The sequence below is a fragment of the Pseudomonas sp. GNP013 genome, from assembly GCF_054343995.1.
On record NZ_JBTGUT010000001.1, the window covers coordinates 1,625,280 to 1,638,602 of the forward strand.

General features: G+C 64.6%; 13 protein-coding genes. 6 read left to right on the plus strand and 7 right to left on the minus strand.

The features are described 5' to 3' along the window. Window positions 1-25: 25 nt before the first annotated feature. The 7 genes from ACXX81_RS07420 to ACXX81_RS07450 all read right to left on the minus strand — a co-directional run bounded on the left by ACXX81_RS07420 (window position 26) and on the right by ACXX81_RS07450 (window position 7,146). Window positions 26-364, minus strand: a complete 339-nt coding sequence (locus ACXX81_RS07420) for a Na+/H+ antiporter subunit G (RefSeq protein WP_209982912.1) — start codon at window positions 362-364, stop codon at window positions 26-28. After that, window positions 361-639 carry a K+/H+ antiporter subunit F gene (locus ACXX81_RS07425; protein WP_010209507.1) on the minus strand — a complete coding sequence of 93 codons (279 nt, stop codon included), beginning with the start codon at window positions 637-639 and terminating at the stop codon, window positions 361-363. Before ACXX81_RS07425 ends, ACXX81_RS07420 begins: the two co-directional genes overlap by 4 nt. Continuing rightward, window positions 636-1,124: a Na+/H+ antiporter subunit E gene (locus tag ACXX81_RS07430; protein ID WP_057007548.1), complete on the minus strand. Its 489-nt coding sequence runs from the start codon at window positions 1,122-1,124 to the stop codon at window positions 636-638. Before ACXX81_RS07430 ends, ACXX81_RS07425 begins: the two co-directional genes overlap by 4 nt. Next, a complete protein-coding gene (locus ACXX81_RS07435) occupies window positions 1,121-2,803 on the minus strand; it encodes a monovalent cation/H+ antiporter subunit D (protein WP_057007547.1) in 1,683 nt (560 codons plus the stop codon). The genes ACXX81_RS07430 and ACXX81_RS07435 overlap by 4 nt, the downstream gene beginning before the upstream one ends. Further along, on the minus strand, window positions 2,800-3,144 hold the full coding sequence (locus ACXX81_RS07440; RefSeq protein WP_003192163.1) for a Na+/H+ antiporter subunit C: 345 nt from the start codon (window positions 3,142-3,144) through the stop codon (window positions 2,800-2,802). The genes ACXX81_RS07435 and ACXX81_RS07440 overlap by 4 nt, the downstream gene beginning before the upstream one ends. After that, the gene (locus ACXX81_RS07445; protein WP_209982906.1) at window positions 3,144-6,065 is read right to left on the minus strand and encodes a monovalent cation/H+ antiporter subunit A; all 2,922 of its coding nucleotides are present in this window, start codon (window positions 6,063-6,065) and stop codon (window positions 3,144-3,146) included. Before ACXX81_RS07445 ends, ACXX81_RS07440 begins: the two co-directional genes overlap by 1 nt. 151 nt (window positions 6,066-6,216) lie before the next feature. Next, entirely contained in the window at window positions 6,217-7,146 is a 930-nt protein-coding gene (locus ACXX81_RS07450; protein ID WP_458571426.1) for a DMT family transporter, read from the minus strand. 92 nt (window positions 7,147-7,238) lie between these two features. Here ACXX81_RS07450 and ACXX81_RS07455 point away from each other — a divergent pair, with 92 nt between their 5' ends. The 6 genes from ACXX81_RS07455 (at window position 7,239) to ACXX81_RS07480 (ending at window position 13,257) form a co-directional block, all read left to right on the plus strand. Continuing rightward, window positions 7,239-7,802 (plus strand): helix-turn-helix domain-containing protein, encoded by a 564-nt coding sequence (locus ACXX81_RS07455; RefSeq protein WP_209982903.1) that lies wholly within the window; start codon window positions 7,239-7,241, stop codon window positions 7,800-7,802. 154 nt (window positions 7,803-7,956) lie between these two features. After that, window positions 7,957-9,153, plus strand: a complete 1,197-nt coding sequence (locus ACXX81_RS07460) for an SfnB family sulfur acquisition oxidoreductase (protein WP_458571427.1) — start codon at window positions 7,957-7,959, stop codon at window positions 9,151-9,153. Window positions 9,154-9,165: 12 nt separating this feature from the next. Beyond that, window positions 9,166-9,492, plus strand: coding sequence for an acyl-CoA dehydrogenase (locus tag ACXX81_RS07465; protein WP_458571428.1), 327 nt, complete (start codon window positions 9,166-9,168; stop codon window positions 9,490-9,492). Further along, on the plus strand, window positions 9,492-10,871 hold the full coding sequence (locus tag ACXX81_RS07470; protein WP_458571429.1) for an LLM class flavin-dependent oxidoreductase: 1,380 nt from the start codon (window positions 9,492-9,494) through the stop codon (window positions 10,869-10,871). The genes ACXX81_RS07465 and ACXX81_RS07470 overlap by 1 nt, the downstream gene beginning before the upstream one ends. Before the next feature lie 211 nt (window positions 10,872-11,082). Further along, window positions 11,083-11,850 carry an ABC transporter ATP-binding protein gene (locus ACXX81_RS07475; RefSeq protein ID WP_209982895.1) on the plus strand — a complete coding sequence of 256 codons (768 nt, stop codon included), beginning with the start codon at window positions 11,083-11,085 and terminating at the stop codon, window positions 11,848-11,850. Between the two features lie 12 nt (window positions 11,851-11,862). After that, window positions 11,863-13,257, plus strand: coding sequence for an FAD/NAD(P)-binding protein (locus ACXX81_RS07480; RefSeq protein WP_458571430.1), 1,395 nt, complete (start codon window positions 11,863-11,865; stop codon window positions 13,255-13,257). The last annotated feature ends 66 nt before the right edge of the window (window positions 13,258-13,323 follow it).

The window sequence follows — 13,323 nt, forward strand, 5'->3', positions numbered from 1 at the left end:
GTGGGCCGCCCCCTCCCGGTTAGCTTCAACGGCGGCTGCTGACCTCCGCAGGTACATCGTCGCCAGCCATGCGTTTACGGAACAACGCCGTGCGCGCCAGCAGCAGCGTGGTGACCGGCACCGTGATCGACAGCAAAATCGGAATCAGCCAGCCGTGCAGCACCGGCCCGGACTTGAGCACCGAAAAGTAGATAATCGACGCCAGCGCCACACACCAGGCGCCCAGCGTCGAGGCCAATGCCGGCGGGTGCATGCGCTGGAAGAAGTCCTTCATGCGCAACAACCCCAGCGCGCCGATCAGAGCAAACACACTGCTTGACACCAGCAGCACCGCCACCACGATTTCCATCCACATTGGCATCATTCAATCACCTCCCCACGCAGCAGGAATTTGGCCAGGGCGAACGAGCCGACGAAGCCGAACAGCGCGATCAGCAGCGCCGCCTCAAAGTAGGTGTCACTGGCATAACGAATGCCCAACACCAGCATCATCAGCATCGCCAGGATGTACAGGTAGTCCAGCGCCAGAACGCGGTCCTGGGCCGACGGGCCCTTGAACAGGCGGATCAGGGTCAGCACCATGGCCAGCGAGAACAGGAACAGGCTGAGCAGGATCGCATTGGAGAGCAGGGCGCTCATTCGAAGATCTCCATCAGGGGGCGCTCATAGGTGGACTTGAAGTGTTCGATAAACGGCGCTTCGTCCTCCAGGTCGAACACGTGCAACAACAGCACGCTGCGGTCCAGCGCCAGTTCCGACCAGATGGTGCCGGGCACCACGGTGGTGATCATCGACAGCGCAGCGAGGCCGTTTGGGCTGCGCAGGTCCAGGGGGATCCTCACAAAGCGCGAGCGCGGCGGGCGCGAGCCGCACACCAGCACACCCCACGCCACTTGCAGGTTGGACACAATCACATCGCGGCCCACCAGGAAAAACAGGCGGATGATCACGCCAGGGCGGCGCAGGCTGATCGGTTGCGGGCGCAGCGGCGCCATCATCAGCGGGGCGAGAAACCCCAGCAACGCGCCGAGCAGCAGATTGCCGGGGCTCACCGACAGGTTGAGCACCAGCCACAGCACCCACAGTGCCAATGACAGCCACGGCGCAGGCAGCAAGCGCTTCATGGTTGCACCTCCAGGGCGGCGGCCTTGCCTTCGGGGCTCGGCACCGGGCGCGTGGCCATTACCGCCATCACGTAGCTCTCCGGGTTGTTCAGGCTTTTGGCGGTCGCCAGGGTATAGCGCATCAACGGCTCGGCCTTGAAGGTCAGCGCAATGCACAGGCCCAGCAGCAGGAAGATCGGCACGCACTCATAGCGGCGCAGCAGCGGCGACGGGCGCTCTTCCGGGGTCCAGAAGCGCTGGGTGCCCAGGCGCGCAAAGGCAATCAACGAGGCCAGGCCCGAGAGGATCAACAGGGCCACCAGGCCCCAGGCGGCCGGACGGATCGGCTCATTGACCGCATTGCCCAGGCCCAACGGATTGACCAGCGCACTCAACAGGCTGAGCTTGCCGATAAACCCGGACAGCGGCGGCATGCCGATAATCAGCAGCGCACAGGCGACAAAGCTCAGGCCGAGGAACGCCATCGTCCACGGAATCACCTGGCCGACCACGGCTTTCTGTTCGTCATCGAGGTTGACGCCGGGGCGCGGGTGCAAGGATTCCATGGCCTTGGGCAGTGCGTCGATTTCTTCATCCAGCGGCAGGTCATTGGCCGAGCGCGAGCGCTCGATCAGCTCCGCCAGCAGGAACAGCGCACTTAAGGCCAGGGTGGAACTCACCAGATAGAACAGCGCGCCAGCCGTCAGGCTGGGCTGGGCAAAACCCACCGACGACAGCAGGATGCCGGCCGACACCAGAATGCTCAGGCTGGCCATGCGCTCCAGCCGTTGTGCCGCCAGCATCGCCAGCGCCGCGCAGACGATGGTCGCCATGCCGCCGTACACCAGCCAGTCGCCGCCGAACAGCGCTGACGCACCGGCCTGGCCGGAGAACAGCAGGGTCCACAGGCGCAGCACGGTGTACACGCCGACCTTGGTCATGATCGCGAACATCGCCGCCACCGGTGCACTGGCCGAAGAGTAGGCCGGCGCCAGCCAGAAGTTCAGCGGCCACATGCCGGCCTTGGCCAGGAACGCCGTGGCGAGGATCGCGGTACCGGCATGCAACAAGCCACGGTCAGCCTCCGGCACCAGCGGAATTTTCAGCGCCAGGTCGGCGAAGTTCAACGTGCCGGTCACGCCGTAGATCATCGCTGCGCCAATCAGAAACAGCGACGAGGCCAGCAGGTTGATCGCAATGTAGTGCAGCCCCGACGACACCCGCGCGCGGCCGGAACCGTGCAGCATCAGGCCGTAGGACGCGGCCAGCAGCACCTCGAAGAAGACGAACAGGTTGAACAGGTCGGCGGTGAGAAACGCGCCATACAGGCCCATCAACTGGATTTGGAACAGCGCGTGGAAACTGGTGCCGGCACGGTCCCAGCGGGCCATGGCGAACATCAGTGCGCTCACGCCAATGATCCCGGTCAGCACCAGCATCAGCGCCGACAGTTGATCCACTACCAGCACGATGCCGAACGGCACCTGCCAGTTGCCCGGCAGGTACACGCCAATGGAGCCCGGGCCACCCTGTTGCGTCCAGTACAGCAGCAGAGCCGCCACGCCGACGCCGAGCAGGCTCGACAGCAGGTTGATCTTGGCCTTCAGCGGGCGGCGTTTCTCGCCCAGCATCAGCATCAGCCCCGCCGTGAGCAACGGCAGCAGAATCGGTGCGACGATCAGTTGATTGACCCAATTCATTCCTTGGGCTCCCGGCCGTCGACATGGTCAGTGCCGGTCAGGCCCCGAGACGCCAGCAACACCACCAGGAACAGCGCGGTCATGGCGAAGCTGATCACGATGGCCGTGAGTACCAGCGCCTGGGGCAGGGGATCGGTGTAGTTGAGCAGGTCCTGGGGCACGCCGTCCTTGATGATTGGCTCCTTGCCGATAAACAGGCTGCCCATGCTGAAGATGAACAGGTTGACCCCGTACGACAGCAGGCACAGGCCCATCACCACCTGGAAGGTCCGTGGCCGCAGGATCAACCAGACGCCCGAGGCCGCCAGCACCCCAATGGCAATTGCAATGACTTCTTCCATCAGGCGGCTCCTTGTGTTGCGGCAACCACTTTGGCCTGGTTGCTGGGTTTATGGGCGCGCACCGATTGGTGACCCAGGGCGGTGAGCATCAGCAGGGTCGAACCGACCACCATGGCGTACACGCCAACATCGAAGAACAGCGCGCTGGCGACGTGAATATCGCCCAGCACCGGCAGGCTCAAATGCCAGGTGTGGGTGGTGAGGAACGGGTAACCGGCAAACAACGCGCCCAGCCCGGTGAGGGTGGCCGAGAGCAGCCCGAAGCCCATCCAGCGCATTGGCCGCAGGTTCATCTGCGCCTCCACCCACTGGGTGCCGGCCACCATGTATTGCAGGATAAACGCCACCGACATCACCAGGCCTGCGACAAAGCCGCCACCCGGCTGGTTGTGGCCGCGCATGAACAGGTAGAACGACACCACCATCGCAATCGGCAGCAGCAGGCGCACCAGCACCGCTGGCACCATCATGAAGCCCAGTGCGGTGTCGCTGGCCTGGCGCGGGTTGACCAGGTCAGTGGCCACGTCCGGCGCCAGCTGACGCTGTTGCGTGGGCAGTTGCATGCTTTCCTTCGAGGGGCGGAAGCGTCGCAGCAGCGCGTATACGGTGAGCGCCACGGCGCCGAGCACGGTGATTTCGCCCAGGGTGTCGAAGCCACGGAAGTCCACCAGCATCACGTTGACTACATTGCTGCCGCCGCCTTCGGGCAGGGCACGGCTCAGGTAGAACGAGGAGATATCGTTGGGCGTCTGGCGGGTCAGCATCGCGTAGGACAACAGCGCCATGCCGCCGCCCACCGCGCTGGACAGCAGGAAGTCGCGCAGGCGGCGGATGCGCGCCTTGCGCAGCGTGCTCGGCAGCGGCGAGACCTCTTCGATCCGCCTCGGCAACCAGCGCAGGCCGAGCAGAATCAGCACGGTGGTCACCACTTCGACCACCAGTTGCGTGAGTGCCAGGTCCGGTGCCGAGAACCACACGAAGGTGATGCAGGTCATCAGGCCGCACACGCTGACCATGGTCAGGGCCGCGAGTCGGTGGTACTTGGCTTGCCAGGCGGCGCCCAGGGCGCAGGTGATGGCCAGTACCCACAGGGTCACGAACACCACCGAGCCAGGGATCTTCGGCCGGTCGCCCCAGGTGAGGCCGCTGCCCAGCATGGGGATCATGGCGCCGATCACCGCCACCAGCACCAGCAGGAACAGCTGGGTCTGCAGGCGCTTGGTGCTCAGGCGTTTTTCGATTTTGCGCACGCCGCGCATCATCACCACCAGGCTGCGCTCGAAGCCGCGCTTGCCGTTGAAGTAGCTGATCAGCGGCGGGTACTTGAAGCGCCCGCGCTTGAGTTGCTTGCGCAGCATCAGGTACAGCACCACACCGCCGGACATCGCCACCAGGCTCATGACCATCGGCGCGTTCCAGCCGTGCCAGATCGCCAGGCTGTACTCGGGCAACACGCCGCCCACCACCGGCAGCGCCGCCGCCGCGAGGAGCGGGCCGACCACCTGGGCCGGGAAGATCCCCACCAGCAGGCAGGTAAACACCAGCAGCTCGACCGGCGCGCGCATCCAGCGCGGCGGCTCGTGGGGTGTGTGGGGCAGGTCGGTCGCCGGCGGGCCGAAGAACACGTCAACGGTAAAGCGCAACGCGTAGGCCACACTGAACGTGCCGGCAATGGTCGCGATCAGCGGCAGGGCGATTTCCACCCATTCGGTGGACGAGATAAACACGGTTTCGGCGAAGAACATCTCTTTGGACAGAAAGCCATTGAGCAACGGCACGCCGGCCATGGACGCACTGGCCACCATCGCCAGGGTCGCGGTGAACGGAATCAGGCGCACCAGGCCGCTGAGCTTGCGGATATCCCGCGTGCCGCTTTCGTGGTCGATGATGCCCGCCGCCATGAACAGCGAGGCCTTGAAGGTGGCGTGGTTGAGGATATGAAAGACGGCGGCGACTGCCGCCAGCGGGCTGTTGAGGCCCAGCAGCAGGGTGATCAGCCCGAGGTGGCTGATGGTGGAATAGGCCAGCAGGCCCTTGAGATCGTTTTGAAACATGGCGCAGTAAGCGCCGAGTACCAGGGTAATGGCGCCGGCACCGCCGACGATCCAGAACCATTCTTCGCTGCCCGACAGCGACGGCCACAGACGGGCCAGCAGGAACACGCCGGCCTTCACCATCGTCGCCGAGTGCAGGTACGCAGAAACCGGTGTAGGCGCCGCCATCGCGTGGGGCAGCCAGAAATGGAAAGGGAACTGCGCACTTTTGCTCAGCGCGCCCACCAGCACCAGAGCCAGCATCACCGGGTACAGCGAGTGCGCGCGAATCTGATCGCCCGCCGCCAGCACCTGATCCAGGTCGTAGCTGCCGACGATATGCCCCAGCAGCATCACCCCGGCCAGCAGGCACAGGCCGCCGGCACCGGTGACCATCAACGCCATGTAGGCGCCGCGTCGCGCATCGGCGCGGTGGTGCCAGTAGCCGATCAGCAGGAACGAGAACAGGCTGGTCAGTTCCCAGAAAAACACGATCTGGATCAGGTTGCCGGAGATCACCAGCCCGAGCATGGCGCCCATGAAGGCCAGGAAAAACGCAAAGAAACGCGGCACCGGGTCATCCGGCGACATGTAGTAGCGCGCATACAGCGACACCAGCGTGCCGATACCGAGCACCAGCATCGAAAACAGCCAGGCAAAGCCGTCCATGCGCAGCACGAAGTTCAGGCCGAGGCTGGGCAGCCACGTGAATTCCTCGCGGATCACGCCACCGTAGGCGATCTGAGGGTAAAGCAGGGCGACCTGAACCGTTCCGACCAGCGCCACAAGGCCCGCCAGCAGCGATTCGGTATTACGTGCATTGTGCGGCAGCAAGGCCGCCAGACAGCTGCCAATAAATGGCAGAAGCAGTAGAACTATCAGGGACATAGGCTTCTAATCTGCGGGAGTTTGGGATGCATCATACGTGCCGCTTTCTCGATCACCAAACGCCAAGGTGTGGCAGGATCCTACAGAAGCGGTCGAATAATCTCATTTGGCAATATTTCAAGCCGCACCGTTCAATGTGGACGGTCCGCCCTCAGCCCCGCTGTTCCTCTTCCAGCGCATCCTGAAGTTCCAAGGCCTTTTGCCCCTTGGTCTTCAACTCGCTCACGATCACCGCCACCACAATCAACACCGCCCCCAGCATTGCAATCGGCGGGAAACGCTCCCCGGCAAGGCGCCCGACCACGCCTGCCCACACCGGCTCCCCCGCGTAGATCAGCGTGGCCCGTGTCGGCGAAACGCTCTGTTGTGCCCAGTTCATCGCCACCTGGATCACCGCGCTGGTCAGGCCCAGGCCTGCCGCGCTGAACAGCAGCAACCACGAGAACCCCGGCAGCGCCTCGCCCATCGGCACCACCATCAGGAACGACAGTAACGATGCGGTGGCCAGTTGCACCACCGTCACCCGGCGCACGTCCACCTGGCCTGCGAAGGCGCTGATCAGGATGATTTCGGCGGCAATCGCGACAGCGCCGATCAACGTGGCGATTTCCCCTGCGCTGAAATTCAGCGACGCGCCCGCCGGGCCAGTCAGCAGCATCAACCCGGCAAACGCCAGCATGATGCCAATGCTCGGCATCAACCCCGGGCGCCGGCCCAGCACCAGCCATTGCAGCAAGGGTACGAAGGGCACGTACAAGGCGGTAATGAACGCCGACTGGCTGCTGAGGATGGTTTGCAAGCCGATGGTTTGCAAACCGTAGCCGAACATGATTGCCACGCCGATGAACACGCCGGCCTTCAGCTCGAACAGGGTCAGGTCGCGCAAGGTGCGCACGGAAAAGAACCCCACCACGATGGCGGCGGCGGCAAAGCGCAGCCCCACGAAGAACATCGGCCCGCTGACCGCCATGGCGTGCTGCACCAGCAAAAAGGTGCCGCCCCAGATCATGGTGATCACCACCAGGATGCATTCGGCTTTGCTGAAACGGTTGAAACGCGACGGGGAGTTCGGGGTAGTCATGGCGGCTCGGTCTTGCAAGGGAAGGGCACGGACCGCACAATGCGCCGCACGCTGGGCAGTATACTGCGCACACCCACTCATTGAGCAATATAGTGCACAAAGAAAATCCACACCGGGCCTCGGTCCTGCAGCACGTCAGTCAGAACGTGCGTCGCCTGCGTCACGCCGCCGACCTCAGCCAGACTGCGCTTTCGGAAAAGTCCGGGGTCAGCCGGCGCATGCTGGTGGCCATCGAGGCCGGCGAGAAAAACGTCAGCCTGTCCACCCTCGATCGCGTGGCCGAAGCGCTGGACGTGGCTTTCAGCGACCTGATCCAGGCGCCTGGTGCACCCGACCACAGCCGCATCAACGAGCTGGTCTGGGCCGGCGAGATTGCCGGCAGTAAAGCCGTGTTGCTGGCCAAGGCCACCGCGCGCCGCGAGGTCGAACTGTGGGAGATGCACCTGGCGCCGGGTGATCGCTACACCCCCGGTTCCGACCCGGACGGCTGGAGCGTGCAACTGTTCGTCTTCGAAGGCTGCCTCACCTTGCTGGTGGGCGCTGAAGAAAAGCGCGTCGCCGCCGGTGAGTTCTACATGTTCGCCAGCCGCCATGTGCACGACTATCGCAATGATGGCGAGGTGGCCGTGCGGTTTGTGCGCAACGTTGTGATCTGACTGTTGGTGCGGCAACAGTGGCTGAACACTTTGCTGGTTTCAGCCTTGTAAAAATCCCCGAATACCGTTGCAAACGCCTGATTTTGCTGGTGATTACATTCAGGCACGACTCCTGCAATCACGCCGATAACCTATCGGAGCCTGGAGTCGGCCCATGTCAGCCCATCCTCAACACCCTGCCCACCTCATCCGCTCGGACGCCGAAGCCATCGAGGTCGCCACCCGCCTGGCCGCACGCTTTGCCGTCGAGGCCAGCGCGCGCGACCGCGAGCGTCGCCTGCCAGTGGCCGAGCTCGACGAGTTTTCCGCGAGCGGACTGTGGGGCATCACGGTACCCAAGGCCTACGGCGGCGCCGGTGTGTCCTATGTGACGGTGGCCGAGGTGATCAAATTGATCTCCGCCGCCGACCCGTCCCTGGGCCAGATCCCGCAGAACCACCTGGGCATCGTGGATATCCTGCAGCAAACCGCCAGCGAATCGCAAAAGCGCCATTACTTCGAAAAGGTCCTCGCGGGCTATCGTTTCGGCAACGCGTTCTCCGAAGCCAAGAGCAGGAACGCCGGCACCTTCGACACGCAGATTCGCTTCCACGGCGACACCGCGCAGGTCGACGGCGAAAAGTTCTACTGCACCGGCGCGCTGTTCGCCCATATCGTGCCCACCGTTGGCAACAACGAACACGGCCAGGCCTTTATCGCCCTGCTTGAGCGCGACGCGCCGGGCCTGAGCGTGATCGACAACTGGGACGGCTTCGGCCAGCGCACCACGGCCAGCGGCGGCGTGACCCTCGACGGCGTGACGGTGCCCCTGAGTGCGGTCATCCCGGCGCATGAGGCCTTCGACCGGCCAACCGCCCACGGCCCGATCTCACAGATTATCCAGGCCGCCGTCGACACCGGCATCGCCGTCGGTGCGCTGGAACAGGCAAAGCTGCACGCACGTCAGGCTCGCCCGTGGATCGACAGCCAGCAGGACCACGGCTGGCAGGACCCTTTCACCATCGCCGGCATCGGTGACCTGCAATGGCGTGTGCACGGCACCGAAGCCATTCTCGCCCGGGCCGGCCGGGCGATCGACCTGGCGCTCGGCGAACCCAACGAAGACACGGTCGCCAACGCGTCGCTGATCGTGGCCCAGGCCAAGGTCCTGTCGGCTGAAACCGCGTTGCTCGCCAGCAGCAAGCTGTTCGAGCTGGCCGGCACCCGCTCGGTCACCGGCAAACACAACCTCGACCGCTTCTGGCGCAACGCGCGCACCCACACCCTGCATGACCCGGCTCGCTGGAAGTACCACCTGATCGGCAACTTCGTGCTCAACGGGGTAAAACCTGCGCGCCACGCCTGGAACTGAGGAACCCCGCCCATGACCGCCCTGAACCAAGCCCGCCAACTGCTGGAAACCACCCGGCGCTTCGTCGCCCGCAGCGACGACCCCTATGTGATCAGCCGCTTCGGCGACTTGCAGATCCGCGTCGACCTGGCCGCGGCCCTGCTCGAACGCGTCGACACCCACCCCAGCCCGGTGGCGCTCACCGAGGCGCATATCGCTGCCGCCGAGGCCCTGGTCGCCGTGAGCAACGCCGAATTCGAACTGACCGGCCAACGCACCGCGCTGCCGTCGACCCTGGATGACCCGTTGCGCCACAAATACCGGGTCGTCGGCAACTATCACCTCAACGGAGTGTTTTGATGGCCCGTGAAATCCGCTTGAACGCCTTCGACATGAACTGCGTCGGCCACCAGTCTCCCGGCCTGTGGGCGCATCCGCGTGATCGTTCGTGGCAGTACAAGGACCTGGAATACTGGACGGACCTGGCGAAAATCCTTGAGCGCGGCAAGTTCGACGGCCTGTTCATCGCCGACGTGCTGGGCATTTATGACGTGTACAACGGCACGGGCGACGCGGCGATTCGCCAGGCGACCCAGGTGCCGGTCAATGATCCTTTGTCGCTGATCGCACCGATGGCGCTGGTCACTGAACACCTGGGGTTCGGCCTGACCGCCTCATTGTCGTTCGAGCACCCGTATCCGTTCGCCCGCCGGTTGTCCACGCTGGACCACCTGACCAAGGGCCGCATCGGCTGGAACATTGTCACGTCTTACCTGGAAAGCGGCGCCAAGAACCTCGGCCAGCAAGCCCAGACCGAACATGACGCGCGCTACGACTACGCCGAGGAGTACCTTGAGGTCTGCTACAAACTCTGGGAAGGCAGTTGGGAGGAGGGCGCGGTGCTGCGTGACCGTGAGCGGCGGATTTTCAGCGACCCGAGCAAGATTCACGAGATTCGCCATGTGGGCAAACACTTCCAGGTGCCTGGCATTCACCTGTGCGAGCCGTCGCCGCAGCGCACGCCGGTGCTCTACCAGGCCGGCGCTTCCAGCCGTGGCAAACAGTTCGCGGCCGAACAGGCCGAGTGCGTATTCGTCGCCGCACCGTCCAAGGTGCTGCTGAAAAAGACCGTCGCCGATATCCGCCGTCGTGCTGCCGAGGCCGGGCGCGACCCGAGTAAAATCCTGATCTTCAACCTGCAGACAGTGATCGTCGGCGAGACCGATGCCAAGGCCAAAGCCAAGTTCGACGATTACAAGTCCTATGTCAGCTACGAAGGCGCCATGGCGCTGATTTCCGGCTGGACCGGCATCGACTTCAGCCGCTTCCAGCCGGATGAACCGCTCAAGCATGTGCACACCAACGCTATCCAGTCGGCGGTGGAAGCGTTTTCCACGGCTGACCCGAACAAGGTCTGGACCCCCAATGAGCTGGCCGATTGGGTTGGCATCGGCGGCTTCGGTCCGCTGTTCGTCGGTGGCCCGCAAACTGTCGCTGACCTGCTGCAGGAGTGGGTGGAAGAGACCGACGTGGACGGCTTCAACCTGGCTTACGCGCTGACCCACGAAACCTTCATCGACGCCGTGGACCTGCTGGTGCCCGAATTGCAGAAGCGCGGCGTGTACAAGACCGACTACGCCCGGGGCACCCTGCGCGAAAAGCTGTTCGGCGACGGCGCCCGCCTGGCGCCCAACCACCCCGGCGCCGGCTACCGCGACCTCAAGGCAAGCGCGCTGTAACCGCCGAACTTTTTGGTGTGGCGAGCGGGCTTGCCCCGCGTTGGGGTGCGAAGCGCCCCCAATCAAGCAAAACGCGGTGTACCTGATACGGCTCAGCGTCTGGTTTTGGGGCTGCTGCGCAGCCCAACGCAGGACAAGCCTGCTCGCCACAGAAGCCCTTCCTGCCGGGGGGGGCGCTGGCCGACTCAAACCTGCAGCGGAGATCAACACCATGAACCAACCTGCCACACAACCCGCGCGCCCGGCGCTGCTGAGGGTCGACGACATTGAGGTGATCTACGACGGCGCGATCCTGGCTGTGGCCGGGGTATCGCTGAGCGTGCCCAAGGGCGCCATCGTGGCTTTGCTCGGCGCCAATGGCGCGGGCAAGAGCACCACGCTCAAGGCTATCTCGGGGCTGGTGCGCGCCGAGCGTGCCGACGTCAGCCGGGGCGTAATCGAATACGCCGGGCAGGACCTCGCCGGTATCGACCCCAGCCTGCGTGTGCGCCAGGGCATGGTGCACGTGCTCGAAGGTCGCCACGTATTCGGCCAGTTGACCGTCGAAGACAACCTGCGCAGCGGCGGCTTTGTGCGGCGCTTGAGTCGCAAGGCCATGGCCCAGGACCTTGAGCGCATCTACTGCTGGTTCCCACGGCTCAAGACCAAACGCCACACCCGCGCCGGGCTCACGTCGGGAGGTGAGCAGCAGATGGTCGCGATTGGCCGTGCGTTGATGACGCGCCCAGAGCTGGTATTGCTCGACGAGCCGTCCATGGGCCTGGCGCCAATGATCGTGCAGGAGATCTTCGCGATCATCGCCCAGCTCAACCGTGAGCAGCAGGTGAGTTTTTTGATCGCCGAGCAGAACATAAACGTTGCGCTCAACTATGCGTCCCATGGCTACGTGCTGGATACTGGGCGCGTTGCCTTGAGTGGCAGCGCCGCTGAACTGCTGGCGCGGGGCGACCTGCACGATATTTACCTGGGCAAACAGTAAGGGCCAACCCGCATGACTGAATCCACCCGCAACGCTGATGTTCTGATCATCGGCGGCGGCCTGAGCGGCACGATGCTCGCCGTGCAACTGTTGCGCCTGCCCGGCACACGCCAAATCCTGGTGATCGAGCCGCGCGCCGAGCTGGGACGCGGCGAGGCCTACAGCGCGGTCGAGCTGGGTCACACGCTGAACGGCAACGCGGCGCGCATGAGCGTCGACCCGGACAATGCCGATGACCTGACCCAGTGGCTTACCGACCATATCGCCGCCGGTGGCTGGCCGGAGTCCGATCAGCAGCACGTGCCGGTCAGTGAATTGTTCCCGCCACGCGGGCTGTTCGGCCTGTACGTGCAGCAGCGCCTGGCCGAAGCCCAGGCGCAGTCCACCTCCACCGTCGAGCATGTCCGCGCTGAAGCGGTCGACCTGCAGGTCGAGGCGGGCGCTGCGCTGTTGACCCTGGATAACGGCGAGCAATTGCGCGGTGCCCATGCCGTACTGGCCACCGGCATGTTCCCGGCGGCGCGCACGCCACAGACCGACTCCAGCGGCGTCAACGCGGCGGCGGTGGACCCGTGGGACGTGCAGGCGATGACGCGGATCGACCCGCAGGGAAGTGTGCTGATCATCGGTTCCGGGCTGACCATGGTCGACGCCGTGGTGTCTCTTGAGCAGGCCGGGCATCGCGGGCCGATCGAAGTGTTTTCACGCCACGGCCTGCTGCCCCATGTGCGCCGGCAGCCGCCGGCCTGGGAGGACTTTTTGAGCGCCGACCCTGCGCTGCGCAGCCCTCGGCAATTACTGCGCGCGCTGCGCTGCCAGTGCCGCCGCGCGCTGGCGCAGGGCATTGATTGGCAGGCCCCGCTGGACACCGTGCGTGCGCACATTGCCCGGCTGTGGAGCCAGGCCAGCGAGGGCGAGAAGCGTCAGTTCGTGCGGCATGTACGGCCGTGGTGGGAAAGCCATCACCACCGTGCGCCGCCGTTGAGTGCCGAGTTGGTGGCGCGGTTGCAGGCGCAGGGGCGATTGCGCATCCGGGCGGCATCGTTCAAGGGCCTGGCGCCTGCCGCCAGCGGCGTGAGCATTCGCCTGCGTTTTCGCGGCGAGCAAGGCATTACCCAGGTGAGCGGCGCCGCGCTGATCAACTCCAGTGGCATCGAATACGACTGGCGCCGCGTAGCCCGGCCGCTGCCGCAACAGTTGCTCAAGCGCGGGCTGATCCAGCCCGGCCCGCTGGCGTTGGGAATCGCGGCGGATGCGACCGGTGCGGTGCTCGATGCCCAGGGTAGGGTCAGCACGCGCCTGTTCGCCATGGGCCCGCCATTGCGCGGGATGTGGTGGGAAAGCACAGCAGTGACCGACGTGGCACTCCAGGCCAAGGCCCTGGCCCTGGAACTGACGACGATCTAAAAGTGCGAGCGGGCCTACTGTAACAAGCGTGCTTACTGTGACAAACGGGCTTGTTGTGGCGAGCGG